The organism is Streptomyces ipomoeae 91-03 (genome assembly GCF_000317595.1).
In the GTDB taxonomy this organism is placed as follows: Bacteria; Actinomycetota; Actinomycetes; order Streptomycetales; family Streptomycetaceae; genus Streptomyces; species Streptomyces ipomoeae.
In genome coordinates this window covers 1-15,839 of sequence record NZ_AEJC01000366.1, presented here as the reverse complement: position 1 = coordinate 15,839, position 15,839 = coordinate 1, and the positions used below count along the sequence as shown (strand labels likewise).

Annotated in this window: 11 protein-coding genes and 5 pseudogenes; 12 read left to right on the top strand and 4 right to left on the bottom strand. The window is 70.6% G+C overall.

Annotation, left to right across the window (positions count from 1 at the left end; all coding sequences use genetic code 11):
* Window positions 1-59: 59 nt before the first annotated feature.
* Together STRIP9103_RS23335 and STRIP9103_RS53170 are read left to right on the top strand one after the other, a co-directional pair.
* Window positions 60-1,166, top strand: a complete 1,107-nt coding sequence (locus STRIP9103_RS23335; protein WP_009320469.1) for an aliphatic sulfonate ABC transporter substrate-binding protein — start codon at window positions 60-62, stop codon at window positions 1,164-1,166.
* A 15-nt stretch (window positions 1,167-1,181) separates the two neighbouring features.
* Window positions 1,182-1,589: pseudogene (locus STRIP9103_RS53170) on the top strand (ATP-binding cassette domain-containing protein); the annotation flags it as partial.
* Between the two features lies 1 nt (window position 1,590).
* Here the strand turns inward: STRIP9103_RS53170 and STRIP9103_RS51795 are convergent.
* Window positions 1,591-1,927 (bottom strand): annotated as a pseudogene (locus STRIP9103_RS51795) (molybdopterin-binding protein); the annotation flags it as partial.
* A 341-nt stretch (window positions 1,928-2,268) separates the two neighbouring features.
* Here STRIP9103_RS51795 and modA point away from each other — a divergent pair.
* From modA to STRIP9103_RS53515, 4 genes and pseudogenes are all read left to right on the top strand, one after another.
* Entirely contained in the window at window positions 2,269-3,099 is an 831-nt protein-coding gene (gene modA, locus STRIP9103_RS23325) for a molybdate ABC transporter substrate-binding protein (protein ID WP_048820821.1), read from the top strand.
* A complete protein-coding gene (gene modB, locus STRIP9103_RS23320; protein WP_009320530.1) occupies window positions 3,096-3,947 on the top strand; it encodes a molybdate ABC transporter permease subunit in 852 nt (283 codons plus the stop codon). The genes modA and modB overlap by 4 nt, the downstream gene beginning before the upstream one ends.
* The gene (locus STRIP9103_RS23315; RefSeq protein ID WP_009320538.1) at window positions 3,944-5,038 is read left to right on the top strand and encodes an ABC transporter ATP-binding protein; all 1,095 of its coding nucleotides are present in this window, start codon (window positions 3,944-3,946) and stop codon (window positions 5,036-5,038) included. Before modB ends, STRIP9103_RS23315 begins: the two co-directional genes overlap by 4 nt.
* A gap of 114 nt (window positions 5,039-5,152) precedes the next feature.
* Window positions 5,153-5,598: pseudogene (locus STRIP9103_RS53515) on the top strand (TOBE domain-containing protein).
* A gap of 342 nt (window positions 5,599-5,940) precedes the next feature.
* Here the strand turns inward: STRIP9103_RS53515 and STRIP9103_RS23305 are convergent.
* Window positions 5,941-6,637: pseudogene (locus STRIP9103_RS23305) on the bottom strand (SDR family NAD(P)-dependent oxidoreductase).
* A gap of 102 nt (window positions 6,638-6,739) precedes the next feature.
* Here STRIP9103_RS23305 and STRIP9103_RS23300 point away from each other — a divergent pair.
* From STRIP9103_RS23300 to STRIP9103_RS23290, 4 genes and pseudogenes are all read left to right on the top strand, one after another.
* Entirely contained in the window at window positions 6,740-7,618 is an 879-nt protein-coding gene (locus STRIP9103_RS23300; RefSeq protein ID WP_009320532.1) for a helix-turn-helix transcriptional regulator, read from the top strand.
* Window positions 7,619-7,964: 346 nt separating this feature from the next.
* Window positions 7,965-8,180: pseudogene (locus STRIP9103_RS51785) on the top strand (hypothetical protein); the annotation flags it as partial.
* Window positions 8,173-9,396 carry an XdhC family protein gene (locus tag STRIP9103_RS23295; RefSeq protein ID WP_009320534.1) on the top strand — a complete coding sequence of 408 codons (1,224 nt, stop codon included), beginning with the start codon at window positions 8,173-8,175 and terminating at the stop codon, window positions 9,394-9,396. The pseudogene STRIP9103_RS51785 and the gene STRIP9103_RS23295, both read left to right, overlap by 8 nt.
* Complete coding sequence (locus STRIP9103_RS23290) at window positions 9,393-10,256, top strand: SAM-dependent methyltransferase (protein ID WP_048820820.1); 864 nt, start codon at window positions 9,393-9,395, stop codon at window positions 10,254-10,256. Before STRIP9103_RS23295 ends, STRIP9103_RS23290 begins: the two co-directional genes overlap by 4 nt.
* Window positions 10,257-10,420: 164 nt before the next feature.
* Here STRIP9103_RS23290 and STRIP9103_RS23285 read toward each other — a convergent pair whose 3' ends face one another.
* Window positions 10,421-11,629, bottom strand: coding sequence for an RNA-guided endonuclease InsQ/TnpB family protein (locus STRIP9103_RS23285; protein ID WP_009320481.1), 1,209 nt, complete (start codon window positions 11,627-11,629; stop codon window positions 10,421-10,423).
* Entirely contained in the window at window positions 11,626-12,054 is a 429-nt protein-coding gene (gene tnpA, locus STRIP9103_RS23280) for an IS200/IS605 family transposase (protein ID WP_009320499.1), read from the bottom strand. Before tnpA ends, STRIP9103_RS23285 begins: the two co-directional genes overlap by 4 nt.
* Before the next feature lie 150 nt (window positions 12,055-12,204).
* Here tnpA and STRIP9103_RS23275 point away from each other — a divergent pair, with 150 nt between their 5' ends.
* Complete coding sequence (locus tag STRIP9103_RS23275; RefSeq protein WP_009320473.1) at window positions 12,205-13,011, top strand: effector-associated domain 2-containing protein; 807 nt, start codon at window positions 12,205-12,207, stop codon at window positions 13,009-13,011.
* A gap of 1,013 nt (window positions 13,012-14,024) precedes the next feature.
* Window positions 14,025-15,815, top strand: a complete 1,791-nt coding sequence (locus STRIP9103_RS23270) for an ABC transporter ATP-binding protein (RefSeq protein WP_009320518.1) — start codon at window positions 14,025-14,027, stop codon at window positions 15,813-15,815.
* Window positions 15,816-15,839 lie beyond the last annotated feature (24 nt).

Genomic DNA, 15,839 nt, shown 5'->3' with positions numbered 1-15,839 from the left:
GGACTCACATCTCGCTTTCCATCCCTCCCTGATCACCCATCCCCTGAGAGGACACCTCCGTGTCTGCCGCAAGACCGCTCACCACCCTGCGCACCATCGCCGTCATAGCGGCGCTCCCCCTCCTGCTGACCGCCTGCGGTTACGGTTCCGAGTCCACCGACAACAGCAAGCAGACGAAGGTCGCGGCGGGTGCCAAGAAGCTCTCCGCCGACGAAGTGAACATCGGCTACTTCCCCAACCTCACGCATGCCACCGCTCTCGTGGGCGTCCAGGAGGGCCTGTTCCAGAAGGAGCTCGGCGGCACCACGATCAAGACCTCCACCTTCAACGCCGGCCCCTCCGAGATCGAGGCCCTCAACGGCGGCTCCATCGACATCGGCTGGATCGGCCCCTCCCCCGCCATCAACGGCTACACCAAGTCGAACGGCGAGAACCTGCGCATCATCGGCGGTTCGGCGTCCGGCGGTGTGAAGCTCGTCGTCAACCCGGACAAGATCAAGTCCATCAAGGACGTCAAGGGCAAGAAGATCGCCACCCCCCAGCTCGGCAACACCCAGGACGTGGCGTTCCTCAACTGGATCGCGGACCAGGGCTGGAAGGTCGACGCGCAGAGCGGCAAGGGCGACGTCTCCGTGATCCGCACGGACAACTCGGTCGCCCCGGACGCCTACAAGTCCGGTGCCATCGACGGTGCCTGGGTCCCGGAGCCGACCGCGTCCAAGCTGGTCGCCGAGGGCGCGAAGGTGCTGCTCGACGAGGCCGACCTGTGGCCCGACAAGAAGTTCGTCATCACGAACATCATCGTGCGCCAGGAGTTCCTGAAGGAGCACCCGGACGTCGTCGAGGCCGTACTGCGCGCCTCGGTGAAGACCAATGAGTGGATCAACGCCAACCCGGAGAAGGCGAAGGCGTCCGCCAACGCGGCGCTGAAGGGGCTGTCGGGCAAGGAGCTGCCCGCCGAGGTCATCGACCCGGCCTGGAAGTCCATCACCTTCCTCGACGACCCGCTCGCCGCCACTCTCAACACCGAGGCGGAGCACGCGGTCAAGGCCGGTCTGCTGGACAAGCCGGACCTGAAGGGCATCTACGACCTCACGCTCCTCAACAAGGTCCTCAAGGCCGAAGGCAAGGACGAGGTCGACGACGCGGGCCTCGGCGCCGAGTAACGGCAACCGGAGCCGATGAGCTCCCGGGAGGTGACGACCATGGCCACCACGATCGCCAGGGCCCCCGAGGACACCACGGCGGTGACACACGCCGCCCGTATCGAGCACGTCTCGAAGTCCTTCCCCGCTCCGGGCACGCCCGGCGGACAGCGGCTCGCGCCGGACGACATCACGCTCGATGTCGCGCCCGGCGAGTTCGTCACCCTCCTGGGAGCTTCCGGTTGCGGCAAGTCCACCCTGCTCAACCCGGTCGCGGGGCCGGAGCGCCGCGCCGAGGCGGAACGGCTGCTGGAACTCGTACGGCTGCGGGGCGCGTACCGCAAGCGGGTGCACGAGCTGTCGGGTGGCATGCGGCAGCGCGTCGCGCCGGCCCGGACGCCGGCCCAGGACAGCCGACTGCTGCTGACGGACGAGCCGTTCGCCGGATGCCGCTGATGCACCGGGCGCCGCGGCGGTCCTGGGGCAGGACGAGCTGGGGGCGGCGCGGTCGAGCGAGGTGTCGTCGATGGTGACCGCGAGCAGGACGGGGGCGCGGCCGAAGCCGGGGCCGGCCGCCGACAGGACGTCGTGCAGGAGCGGCCCGGTGAAGCGGTGGTGCCGGCTGCCGCTGGTGGCGCACTCGAAGCTGACGTCGGCCTCGTGCTGTGGCCAGGCCGGCGGATCGGGCCCGTCAGCCGGGCCGGACGGGTCGGATCGCCGGTGAGGGCGAGTTCCGCCGCCGGTCCGGCGGTCGTACGGGCAGCTACGAGGGGCTGACTCACGGGCTACCACCTCCTGGATGACCGTACCCGGACCCTCGTCCCGCACAAACGCATATACCAGCTTCAACAGTAAGCATCCCTGCTCATGCGATGAGACGGGATGCTTTCCCCTTGCGTTTGCGGCAGTATCATCGGCGCATGCACAGCTACCGGATCGGTGACGCGGCTGCCTTACTCGGTGTCAGCGCCGACACCGCCGGACCGGGCCGCCGGATCATCCCGGTTCAAGTCGACCGACGGGGTCGTCGAAAGACCGTGGACGGTCCGCCGGGGCCAAGGTGATGTGTCCGTCAGGACCAAGGTGAGGGTGTCCGTCAGGACCTTGAGGGAGTGGACCCGTGATGACCCGTTCCGCGCGCCGGACCCGCCGGATGTCGAAGGTGACCGGCGCAGGCGCCGCAGCCCTGCTGGCCCTGAGTGCTTGCTCCTCCTCCGACTCGGATTCCTCGTCGGCCGGGTCGGACTCCCCCGCGTCGGTCTCCGCCTCGGACAAGCTGTCCGGCGAGGTGACGGTCTTTGCCGCGGCCTCGCTGAAGGAGAGCTTCACGACCCTGGGCAAGGAGTTCGAGAAGGCCCACCCCGGGACGAAGGTCACCTTCAACTTCGGCGGCAGCGACACCCTCGCCGCGAGCATCACCAGCGGCGCGCCGGCCGACGTGTTCGCCTCCGCCAGCCCCAAGACGATGAAGATCGTCACGGATGCGGGGGGCGCCTCCGGCACACCGGCCACCTTCGTCCGCAACCAGCTGGAGATCGCCACCCTGCCCGGCAACCCGCACACGATCTCCTCCCTCAAGGACCTCACCGACTCGGATCTGAAGGTCGTGCTGTGCGACACGACGGTGCCGTGCGGCGCCGCCGCCCAGAAGGCCCTCGACGCGAGCAGGCTGAAGCTCACCCCCGTCTCCTACGAGGAGGACGTCAAGGCGGCCCTGAACAAGGTGGTGCTGAAGGAGGCCGACGCCGCGGTCGTCTACAAGACCGATGTGAGGGCCGCGGGTGGCAAGGTGGAGGGCGTGGAGTTCCCCGAGTCGGCCGACGCCATCAACGACTACCCGATCACCCTGCTCAAGGGCTCCGAGAACGCCGATACCGCCACGGCGTTCATCGCACTCGTGCGGTCCGCCGAGGGCCAGAAGGTCCTGACCGAAGCCGGGTTCCTGAAGCCGTGACGTCTCCCTCCTCGGACAGGGCCGGAGCCGCGGACACCCTGGCCGGTGGCCCGCGGCGCCGCCGCGTCGGCGGGGGCGCCCCGCTGCCGCTTCTGCTGCCCGCGCTGATCGGCCTCGCGTTCCTGGTCCTCCCGCTCGTCGCCCTGCTGATCCGTGCCCCGTGGCGGAGCATGCCCGACCTGCTGACCAGCGCCGAGGTGTGGCAGGCGCTTCAGCTCTCCCTCGTCTGCGCGACGGCGGCAACCGTGATCAGCCTGGTGATCGGCGTGCCTCTCGCCTGGCTGCTGGCCCGGGTCGAGTTCCCGGGGCGTGGTCTCGTACGGGCCCTCGTCACGCTCCCTCTCGTCCTGCCGCCGGTCGTCGGCGGTGTCGCGCTGCTCATGGCGCTCGGCCGCAACGGCGTCGTGGGGCGGTGGCTGGACGACTGGTTCGGCGTCACACTGCCGTTCACCACCGCCGGGGTCGTGGTCGCCGAGGCGTTCGTCGCCATGCCGTTCCTCGTCATCAGCGTCGAGGGCACCCTGCGGGCCGCCGACCCGCGCTACGAGGAGGCCGCCACCACCCTGGGCGCCTCCCGCTTCACCGCGTTCCGCCGGGTCACGCTGCCGCTCATCGCGCCCGGCATCGCGGCGGGCGCGGTCCTGGCCTGGGCGCGGGCGCTCGGCGAGTTCGGCGCGACCATCACCTTCGCCGGCAACTTCCCCGGCCGTACGCAGACGATGCCCCTCGCCGTCTACCTCGCCCTGCAGAGCGACCCGGAGGCCGCGATCGCCCTCAGCCTGGTCCTGCTGGCCGTGTCGATCGCGGTCCTGGCGGGACTACGTGATCGCTGGATGACCGCCTCATGACCGACACCGAGAAGACCCCTCAGGACGCCGTCCGCGCCCCCGACCCCGCGCGGGAGGGACTCGACGCCCGGCTCGTGGTCGAGCGCGGTTCCTTCCGCCTCGACGTGAGACTGACCGCGGCGCCCGGTGACGTCGTCGCGCTCCTCGGCCCCAACGGCGCCGGCAAGACGACCGCCCTGCGCGCGCTCGCCGGCCTGGTCCCGCTCTCCGGCGGTCACCTCCGGCTGGACGGGGCGGAGTTGGACCGTACCCCACCGGAGTCCCGCCCGGTCGGCGTCGTCTTCCAGGACTACCTGCTCTTCCCCCACCTCACCGCGCTCGACAACGTGGCCTTCGGCCCCCGCTGCCACGGCGCCACCAAGGCGCAGGCCCGCGCCCAGGCCGCCGAGTGGCTGGAGCGCATGGACCTCGCCGCCCACGCCGGGGCCAAGCCCCGCCGCCTCTCCGGCGGCCAGGCCCAGCGCGTCGCCCTCGCCCGCGCCCTGGCCACCCACCCGCGCCTGCTCCTCCTCGACGAGCCGCTCGCCGCCCTCGACGCCCGCACCCGCCTCGACGTCCGCGCCCAGCTCCGCCACCACCTGGCCGACTTCGAGGCCGTCGCCGTACTCGTCACACACGACCCGCTCGACGCGATGGTGCTGGCCGACCGTCTCGTCGTCGTCGAGGACGGCCGTATCGTCCAGGAGGGCACGCCGTCCGACATCGCCCGCCACCCGCGCACCGACTACATCGCCCACCTGGTCGGTCTCAACCTCTACCGGGGACAGGCCGAGGGACACACGGTCCACGTCGACGCAGAACCCACGATCACGACCACCGAAGACCTCACCGGGCCGGTCTTCGTCGCCTTCCCGCCCAGCGCGGTGACCCTGCACCGGGACCGGCCCACCGGTTCCAGCGCCCGCAACCTCTGGCGCTGTGAGGTGGCCGGCCTGGAGATCCACGGCGACCAGATCCGCGCCGACCTCACCGGCGAACTCCCCCTGGCCGCCGACCTCACCACGGTCGCAGCCGCCGAACTCGACCTCCGCCCCGGAGCCACGGTGTGGGCGACCGTCAAGGCCGCCCAGACACACGCCTACCCCGCCTGAGGAGACGCGCGCCGAACCCCGCGGCCCGGAACAGCCGACCCCCACCGGTCCACGGTGGACCACAGAGCAACCCCAAATAGCGACAAATCACCCCTGCGCTGCGAGGCGCCCGCCATGAGCCTGAGCATCCGCAACCAGATCCCCGGCACCGTCACCTCAGTCACCCCGGGCGAAGCCATGGCAACGGTCGAAGTCCGGCTCGACGGCGGTCAGGATGTCACCGCCGCCATCACCCTCGACGCCGTCAAGGACCTCGGCCTCGCCGAAGGCTCCACACCCTGATCAAGGCGACGGAGGTCGCGCCGGCCACCGGTCCGGTGGAGGGCCTTTCCATCCGCAACCGGTTGCCCGGCACCGTGCGCGAGGTCGCGACGGGCGCCGCCATGCTCGGCGACCTCACCGGCCGCTACGCCACCGGCAGTTACAGCCGACTCGCCACTGACGGCCGGACCGTGCCGCGCGGCGTGCGGACCGTCAGGGCGCGGCCGAGCACGGTCACCGGATCACCGCGGCCACGGCCTGCCATGTGGCCCGCGCCGGCGGCACCACCGACCAGCTGACCCGCCTGCTGTCGCACCCCGAGCACGAAGGCGGTCGGCACGCCCGGAACATCGCGCCGCGTTCCGGGCAGTCCCGCGCTCTGGACCACATCCGCCGGGTGTGTGCCAGCGCTACAGGAGCGGTCAGCACCACCATGGCGCCGGACTCCCGGCACCACGCGCACGGAGTCCTCGCCGCGCTGCGCGATCGGATCGAGACGACGCCCTGGCGCCGGGAGCGGGGGCGGACCGCGCCGCGGGTGCTGCGGGCGCGTCTGACCATCGCCGAGATCGCGGGCGGCCCCCTGCACCACGCCGGCGCGCGGCAGACCTCGGACGGCACGCCCCGAATTCAGAGGTGGATCACCAGGGCATCTCACCGTGACGGTCACGGAAGGTTCCGGTCGGTCCGTCCGCCCCGATGGTGGCGAGTTCGACGATCGCGTCGGTCCCCTCGGTCACTGTCTGCGGGCCGCTGTGCCCGTTGAAGTCGGTCGCGGTGTAGCCCGGGTCGGCCGCGTTCACCTTCACGTCCGGCCAGGACTTCGCGTACTGCGTGGTCAGCATGGTCACGGCGGCCTTCGACGCCGTGTAGAGCGGCGCGAGGTTCCTCGACTCGACGCGCCCGGCGTCATGGGTGGCCGCGAACGACCCCATGCCGCTGGACACATTGACGATGACCGGGTTCGCCGACTTGCGCAGCAGAGGCAGGAACGCGTGCGTCACCCGGACGATCCCCACGACATTGACCTCGAACACCGTGCTCGCGTCAGCGGCCGTGAGCTGATCGGCGGGGATGTGCGGCCCGAAGACACCGGCGTTGTTGATCAGGACGTCGATGCCCCCCCTCGCGAGCCCCGATGTCGGCGGCGGCCTCGGCCACCGACGCGTCGTCCGTCACATCGATCTGGATAAAACGGGCACCGAGGGCGTCGGCAGCCGCCCGGCCGCGCTCCGGATCACGAGCACCGACGAGGACGGTGTGGCCGGCCTCGATCAAGCGGCGGGCGGTCTCGTATCCGAGGGATTTGTTGGCTCCTGTGATGAATGTTGTCGTCATGCGTCCACTCTCGGCCCGTGACGAGAGGACAACCAGTGCTCTCCGAGACGGTAGGACAGCCAGTACCAGGCACAACGGCGGCCCGGCGGACACAATGGCCGAGTGGACGAGACCCTGGGCACGGCATTGCGCCGCTGGCGCGACCGGCTTTCTCCCACCGACGTCGGGCGGACCTCGCGGCCCGGACGACGCGCGGTGGGGCTGCGACGCGAGGAACTGGCCGAGCTCGCGGGGCTGTCGGTCGACTACGTGGTGCGGCTGGAGCAGGGCCGCGCCACGAGCCCTTCGGCGCAGGTCGTCGCGAGCCTGGCCAGGGCACTGCAACTGCAGCCCATGGAGCGCGATCACGCCTACCGGCTGGCCGGCCTCCTCCCGCCCCAGGAGGGGACGGTCTCCACGCATGTGCCGGCCGGGGTCCAACGGATGCTGGCCCGCCTCGGGGAGTTCCCCGTGGGCGTGTTCAGCGCCGACTGGACCTTGCTGTCCTGGACCCCCGCATGGGCAGTACTGATGGGCGACCCCAGCGCACGGACACACGACGAGCGCAACCTGGCACGGGCGGTCTTCGCCACAGGGCCCAGCCGGCTCGCGTCCTGGCCCGTGCTCCAGGACGGCGACGCCCTGAAAACCGCCCTCGTCGCCGACCTGCGCACGGCTCTCATCGACTACCCCCGTGACCGTGGCCTGACCGACCTCGTCGAGGAACTGCGGTCCACCAGCGCGGAGTTCGCCCGGCTGTGGGACGAGGGCGCGGTCGGTCCGCACGTCTCGGCCCGCAAGACCGTCGTACACCCCCAGGTGGGTGAGGTGATCTGCGACTGCGACGTGCTCACCGTCCCGGGCTGCGACATCCGACTCGTCGTCTACACGGTGGCCGCGGGTTCCGCCGACGCGGAGAAGCTGGAGTTCCTGCGGGTCACGAACGGCGTCCGCGCCGACGGCCCCTCGCCTCCGGGTCCCGGCCGGTTCTCCACGCCGTAACGGTGGAGGAGCGGATGAACCTCGCGATGCATGCCGTCGCACTGTACTTGCGGATCACCGCCAAGCCCGGTCCAGGGTCGGCCCCTCGAAGCTGTCGTAGACGATCTCGTGTCCGGTGTCGGTGCTCGTCATGGTTGCGTCTTTCCTTTTGCGCTGATGGTCTGGCCGGGATGGAGGTCGAAGCGGCCGATCCGTATGAGCCGCCCGAGGCCACGGTTCACTCTCGGCCAGTGACGAGAAGGGAACCAGTGCCCTCTGTGACGGTGGGACGGCCAGGACCAGGCACAACGGCTGCCCGGCGGACACACTGCATTGCGACGCGAGGAACCGGCCCAGCTCACAGTGCATCGCCGCGCACGCCGACGTCCCGGCCATCGAGGCGTACTGGCTGGACGACGAGGACCCCGACGACCCCGTCGGCGTCAGGGGCATCGGCGAGGTCGGCAACGTCGGCGCCGCGGCGGCCATCGCCAACGCGGTCTGGCACGCGACCGGCGTACGTCACCGCGACCTGCCCATCCGACCCGACCGGGTCCTGACCGCGGGGGTTCCAGGTGCTTGACATCGCCGAGGAGTTGAGCCGTTGGATCGAAGAGGCCCGGACCTTCGCCGTCGCCACCGTCGTGGCGGTGAGCGGCAGCAGCCCGCGCGCACCCGGCGCCGCCCTCGCCGTGGACGCCGAGGGGACGGTGATCGGCTCGGTCTCCGGCGGCTGCGTGGAAGGAGCGGTCTATGAGCTGTGCCAACAGGCGCTGGCCGACGGCGAGCCAGTCGTCGCGCGCTTCGGGTACAGCGACGAAGACGCCTTCGCGGTCGGCCTGACCTGCGGCGGGATCATCGACATCCTGGTCATCCCCCTACGCGCCGGGACGCCTGTCGGGACGGTGTTCCGGTCCGCCGTGATGGCAGCCGTCCGCGATGAACCGGCGGCGCTCGCCCGGGTGGTGCGCGGCCCTGCCGACAAGCTCGGCGCCGCCCTCCTCGTGCGCCCCGACGGCTCCTACGAGGGAGGGCTCGGCGGTCCCCCGGAGCTGGACCGGACGGCGGCAGCCGAGGCACACGCCCTGCTGGACGCCGGTCGCAGCGGCACGTTCGACCTGCCGGCGAGCGCGGCGGGATGGGGGTCCCTCCGGACGGAGTCCGGGGGAGGCTCGCCCAGCCCCGGCAGCCTCACTCTGCTCGTCGAGTCCCATGTGCCACCACCTCGCATGATCGTCTTCGGGGCGATCGACCACGCGGCCGCACTCGTCCGCGTCGGCAGGTTCCTGGGCTACCACGTGACGGTCTGCGATGCGCGCCCCGTCTTCGCCACCCGGGCCCGTTTCCCCGACGCCGACGACATCGTCGTCGACTGGCCGCACCGCTATCTGCGGCGCACGCCGGCCGACGCGCGCACGGTGCTGTGCGTTCTCACCCACGACGCCAAGTTCGACGTACCCCTGCTGACGGAAGCCCTGCGGATGCCGGTCGCGTACGTCGGCGCGATGGGCTCGCGCCGCACCCATGCCGACCGCGCGCGACGGCTGCGTGCAGCAGGCCTGACCGAACGGGAGTTGGCGCGGCTGCGCTCCCCGATCGGCCTCGACCTCGGTGCCCGTACACCCGAGGAGACCGCCGTCTCCATCGCGGCGGAGATCATCGCGGCCCGTCATGACGGGACAGGCGCCCCGCTGACCGGCTCCAGCACGCCCATACACCGCGTCACGCCTGTGTCGTACTCGATGTGCTCCCACCTGGTGGAAGCCGGGGAACCCGACGAGGAGCAGGAAACAGAATGAACGAACATCCCGTGCAGGTCATAGGGGCCGCGCACGACGCGGACGCCGACTACGTGCTCGGAAGCTCGGACTTGGAGCACCGGCGTCTCATGCTGCGGGGACGGATCCTGCGTTCCTCGACGGATCGGTTCCTTCGCCTGGGTGGTCTGAGGCCCGGGATGTCCGTCCTCGATCTCGGTTCGGGGATGGGTGATGTCTCGATGCTGGCCGGCGAGATCGTGGGGCCGCGCGGCCGGGTCCTGGGCATCGACCGCGACCCCGCGGCCACGGACAAGGCCCGCCGCAGGGCGCGGAACGAAGGCTTCGACGCGAGCCTCGACTTCGAGGTCACCGAGCTCGACGACTTCGACACCACGGAGCGCTTCGACGCCGTGGTGGGCCGCTACGTCCTGCTGTACCAGAAGGACCCCGCCGACTTGCTCCGACGGTTCACGCGGTTTCTGCGGCCTGGGGGGATCCTGGTGTTCCACGAGGTCGACTTCACCGTGCAGAACCCCAGTTGGCCACCGAGCCCCCTGTGGGACGAGTGCTACCGGCTGCTCTCGGAGGTGTACCGGGCCACCGGCACGCCGCCGGACTTCGGTCGCCGGCTGAACCGCACCTTCCTCGATGCCGGACTGCCCGCTCCGGAGGTCGAGTGCGAGGCCCCGGTCGCAGCGGGCGGGGACTCACCCATCATCCCGTGGCTGGCGTACACGCTGCGCAGCATCGCACCGGCGCTGGCGAAGGCGGGGCTGTCCCTGCCGGCGGGCCTCGTCGCCGACGACACCCTGCCGGACCAGTTGGAGAAGGCCCTGCTGGAACAGGGCAGCCAGGTCCTGGGGGCGTTGCAGTACGGCGCCTGGACCCGAGTGCCGTGAGCACTGCCGGTCGGACGCGGAACCATCGGGCGCGAACTCGCCCGGCATCAATACGGCAGCTGCGCCCCGGGAGGTGGGTTGCTTGAGCGGGCCGCCGCCGTGCCCTGGGGGAGAGGGACGTGACTCCACCCGCGCGTAAACGCGCGGGCTTCCTGCGTCGGTGGCTAGGCCGCCGCGCAGAGGACCAGCCCGGCCCTGCTGAGGACGTTCGTCGCGCCGACGTGGTCCGCGTTCGCCGTGAACCCGCACGCCGTGCACTGGAACTTCGCTTGGGTGAGGCGGTTCTCCTTCGCTACGTGCCCGCAGTCGGGGCACGTGCGGGAGGTGTTGCGCGCGTCCACCGGGACCACCAGGCGACCGGCACTCTCAGCCTTGTTCGCCAGGATTCCGAGGAACTGCGCCCAACCCGCGTCGAGGATGCTGCGGTTGAGTCCGGCCTTCGCGGCAGCACCGTTGGGCAGGAAGCCGCCGGGCTGCTCGGGGTCGGCCTTGGGTGCGGGGCTCTTGGTCATGCCCGCCGTGTTCAGCCGCTCGTGTGCGATCACGTCGTGGTCGGTGATGAGCGCGCGGGCGGTCTTGTGATGGAAGTCGGCGCGCTGCCGCCGGATCTTGGCGTGCAGCTTGGCGACCTTCCGGGCTGCGGCGCGGTGGCGCTTGGTGCGCTGCCGGGTGCGCTTGGGGAACGTCGCGAGGTGCCGCTGTGCTTCGGCCAGTTCGTCGGCCCCCGCTTGAAGGAAGCGGGGGTTGGCGACGTGTTCGCCGTCCGAGGTGGTCAGGAAGTGAGCGATGCCCATGTCGATACCGGCGATCGCTCCGGTGGGCGGCAGCTCCTCGGCGGGCACGTTGTCGCAGGCGAGGACGACGTACCAGCGGGCCCCCTCCCGCTTCACCGAGACCGTCTTGACGCGGCCCTGTACGGGCCGGTGCCGGTGCACGCGGATGTGGCCGACGCCCTGGATCCGTACGCGGGTCTGCGCATCGTGGGGGGTGGAGTCCCAGCGGCAGCCGTCTCCGTCCTTGGGGAAGGTGACGGTGCCGAAGTGCCCGACGCCTTTGAAGCGCGGGTAACCGGGGGTCTGTCCGGCCTTGACTCGGCGGAAGAACGCGGCGAACGCCTTGTCGAGGCGGCGCAGGGTGGCTTGCTGACTGGAGAACGACCATCGGCCTTGGCGCTCGGGGTCGAACGCGCGGATCTCTTTGAGCTGGGCGGACTGGTCGCCGTAGCGGACGGCGGTCTTCGAGGCGTGCTGGTAGGCGTCCCGACGCTCTTGGAGGGCGCCGTTGTAGAGGGAGCAGTGGTCCCGCAGCATCTCGCCCAGCGCGGCCGTCTGACGGGCCGTGGGGCGCAGGAGGAACTTGTACGCGCGGATCACGAGCCGTCCCCCTTCCTCCACGGGCGTTCCCATTGGGTGTCGATGTACCGGCGCACGGTGTCCGCCGAGACGGCTCCGACCGATGCCGCGAAGTACGACGACGACCACAGGGTGGGCATCCGTGACTTCAGGTGCGGGAACTCCTCGCGCAGCACGCGGGAGGTGAAGCCCTTGAACTGGTTGGCCACGTATGAGGCCGACGACTTCGGGTCGTGCTTGACGAACAGGTGGACGTGGTCGGGCATGACTTCGAGCGCCACGATCTCCCACCCCCGTTCGTCGGCCTTCTGCCGGATCAGTTCCTCCAGTCGTTCCGCGACCCGGCCGCCGAGGACCGGACGGCGGTACTTCGGGCACCACACCACGTGGAGTCCGAGGTCGTACACGCCGCCGGAGAACCGGCGAACCTTCCTGGTCACGGCCATGCGATCACTATACACACGCCGCAGGTATAGTGCGGCAGAGAGACGGGCTCAGGTGAACAGTGCAGATCCGTGCACTCAGTTGAGGTCAGAGCAGCCCAGAGAAGCCATTCCCCACCCCGCTAAAGCGGGGCGTCCCCTGGCTAGGTCCTGATGGATCTCGGTCTTCCCACCCTTGCTGCTTCGCTGCTCCTGGAGGCTGACGGTTTCGACGCATGGCCAAGACTGAAGAGGCTGATCGATACATCCGACCGCTTCAGCCGGGCTCTCGCGCTGAGATGCGGCGCGCGCTCCGCGCGCGACCATGTCGAGGGCTGGGCGGACGAAAGGGGACTGAGCACGCTGTACCGGTGGCTCAGCACGGTCTTCTCCCAGGAAGGGAGCAGTCGTCCGCTCGGCGTGTATACCATGACTCCGGAAATGGAGGCCCTGGACTGGCGTGAGTCACTGCCCGCAACCCTGAGCCGTCGCGGTACTCCTGAGGCGGTCGGCCAACTCAAGGTCCTCGCAGCCGCTTTCCCCACCCGCTTGAATCTGCGGGCCGCACAGGTCGCGGCCCGCGCCCACTGCCTGGCCGCGACGTGGACGCCGGCCGACCTCGATGAGGTCGTCGGCATCCTCGCCGGGGTGGCTGTGACTTCCGATCCCGCCCGCCTCGCGGCGGAGCTGGAACTGACCGAGGCGCTGGAAGCCCTCCAGGACATGAGCAGCCACGCTTTCCGCGAAGGGATCCTCCAGGACATGCGCCGGCGTGTGGATACGACCCGGCTGCTGCCCATCGCGGATTCCAACGTGGCGCGCGACCATCTGAGGGAGATCGCCCGCTACGTCTACGGCGAGGGCGGCCCGGCAGCCCAGCGGGCCCTGCTCGCGGCCTTGGAAGACGCCCGTCCCGACGACAGAGCCCTGGAACGCCTTGGAGAACTCCTTGCGCCCCGCTCCGACAAGCGCGCCAGTTGAGGAGTGCCCACTCTCCACCCACACCCCTCAGTGCTCGCCGGGCTGCTCGCCTCGACCCCCACGGTGTATGCCGCTGTGAGGGGCAGCATTATGGACACCGCGAAACGGCCGACGCAGTCGCCCGACGGGTCGGCAAGCGCCATGGCGGTCCAGTTGTCGGGGTGGCCCACCCAGCGGTCTGGACATAGCTGCGGTTCAGGGCCGGTCATGCCGTGCCGAAGGTGAGAGCCCGCTGGTCGGCGGGGGCTGTCCCGCCGGTCGGCGGGGCCGATACCGAAGCCTGTCGGATGGTCGGCCGACTTCGGAGCAGCGACATTCTCTGTATGACACAGATCGAGCCGGGCAGGGAGCGTCACCGCCGCAGCCCCGCCCCTGCCCGAGCCCGCTGCGCCGGTCGAACCGGTCCCGTCGGTTGCCGGATGGGCGAAGCACAACCGCCGTTCCCGGCTGGAGGCATGGCACACCACGTGTACGCCACGGAGTTCGGCACCTACCCGGGACATCGGCCTGCGCCGACGTGCCCGGCCGTGACGTCATGCCGCGCGGAGGCGAGCGCCTGGAGTTCCTCGGTCTGACGCCGGTAGCAGGGGTCGCATTCGTGGCCATCTGGAGCCTCGACTCTACGAAGCCCGCCCTCGCTCTCCCTTTCGCCACGAGGGCAGCCGCATTGATCCACTGAGCCGACGGCGGGGAGCCGTGCGGCGCGCATCATCGGCCGCGAGTGCCCTTGGGCCCAACTGCGGTCACGTCCTCGCGCGTTCATCACGCGCGGTCGGACGGACTGTTGGTCCCCGAGCACGGGGCAGTGCAGAACGCCCACCGACGTACGTACCGACGGATCGACAACGCCGCCGGGCACCCCGGCACACGACGCAGTGCGTCTCGCGTGTCGAGCGTTCGGAGCGCGGGGCCGGGCGCCGCGCTGTCGCTGTGTCCTGAACCGACACGTGACCTCGCCCCGGTGTTCAGAACCGCGGACGCGGTGCTCGGCAACCCATAGAGAGAGGAAATTCGTGAAGACCGCATCCGACCTGTCGACGACAGGCGCTGCGTCCCTGTCCGCCCGCGACACGCTCAAGGCGCTGTACGCGCATGTCCGGCCGCACCGGTGGGTCATCGCCCTGGGTCTGCTCTGCGCGCTGGTCGGGGCCGCCGGCGGGCTGCTCCAGCCGCTGGCCACGAAGGCGCTGCTGGACAGGCTCGCGTCCGGCGGGACCATCACCGGGATCCTGCTGGGCCTCACCGTGCTCGTGGTGGTGAGCACGACCGTCGAGGCATTCGGTGCCTACGCGCTCGAACGGACAGCGGAGTCAGTCGTCCTGGCCGCGCGGCGCAGCCTCATCGGACGGTTGCTGCGGCTGCGGCTCGCGGAGGTGGAACGGATCCCGCCGGGCGACCTGATGTCCCGGGTCACCTCCGACACGACGCTGCTGCACGCGGTCACCACCCAGGCGGTTGTCTCCGCGGCCACCGGCGCGGTGGCCTTCGCCGCGACGATCGTGGTGATGGCGTTTCTGGACGCCGTGCTGCTGGGCGTGACGCTCGGCGTGCTCATCTTGATGGCCGGGTCCGTCGCGCTCGTGATGCCCAAGATCGCGCAGGCCACGGAGCGCTACCAGGAGGCGGTCGGGGAGATCTCCACCGCGTTGGAGCGCGTCTTCGGGGCGTTCCGTACGGTGAAGGCGTCCGGCGCCGAGGAGCGGGAGACCGCCCGGGTGGAGGCGGTGACACGGCGGGCGTGGCAGCACGGCGTGAGGAGCGCGAAGTGGGAGGCCGTGGCGGGATCCGCGGACGAACTCGGGGTGCAGCTGGCGTTCCTGGCGGTGCTCGGCGTCGGCGGGGCGCGGGTGGCGTCCGGGGAAATCCCCGTGTCCACCCTCATCGCCTTCCTGCTCTACCTCTTCTACCTGATCGAGCCGGTGTCCAGGCTGGTCGACGCCGTGTCCCAGTACCAGGAGGGAGCCGTCGCGATCTCCCGGATCACCCAGGCGGAACGTCTGTCGGTAGAACCACTGACGCCCCGGCAGCTCTCCCCGCTCAGCGAGGCGGACGCGGAGCCGGGCCCGGCGTCGGTCCGCTTCGAGGACGTGTCCTTCCGCTATCGTCCGGACCTGCCGCACATCCACCACCAGGTGAGCTTCGACATACCGGGTGGCGGGATGACAGCCTTCGTCGGCCCCTCGGGTGCGGGCAAGTCGACGGTCTTCGCGCTCCTCGAGCGGTTCTACGAGGCGACCGGCGGCCGGGTCCTGGTCGACGGCAAGGACGTACAGGACTGGTCCCTGCCCCAGCTGCGGTCCGCCATCGGGTACGTCGAGCAGGAAGCTCCCGTACTGGCCGGCACGCTCCGGGAGAACCTGCTCTTCGCGGCGCCCGACGCGACGGACCACGACATCCATGACGTCCTGGCACGGGCCAGACTCGACACCCTCGTCGACCGCCTCCCCGACGGTCTTCAGACACCGGTCGGACACCGGGGCTCCAAGCTGTCGGGCGGTGAGCGGCAGCGCATCGCGATCGCCCGCGCACTGCTGCGCAGACCCCGGCTGCTGCTCCTGGACGAGGCGACCTCGCAGCTCGACGCCGTCAACGAGCAGGCGCTGCGGGACGTCATCGCGGACGTGGCCCGCGACACCACCGTGCTGGTGGTCGCCCACCGCCTGTCGACGGTGACAAGCGCCGACCGGATCGTCGTGATGGAGACGGGACGGGTACGGTCGGCGGGCACCCACGCGGAACTGGTGGCCAAGGACGAGCTGTACGCACAGTTGGCGGCCACACAGCTCCTTGCGCCCGCCAGGTGACCTGCCCCACCCGCTCGACCGGTT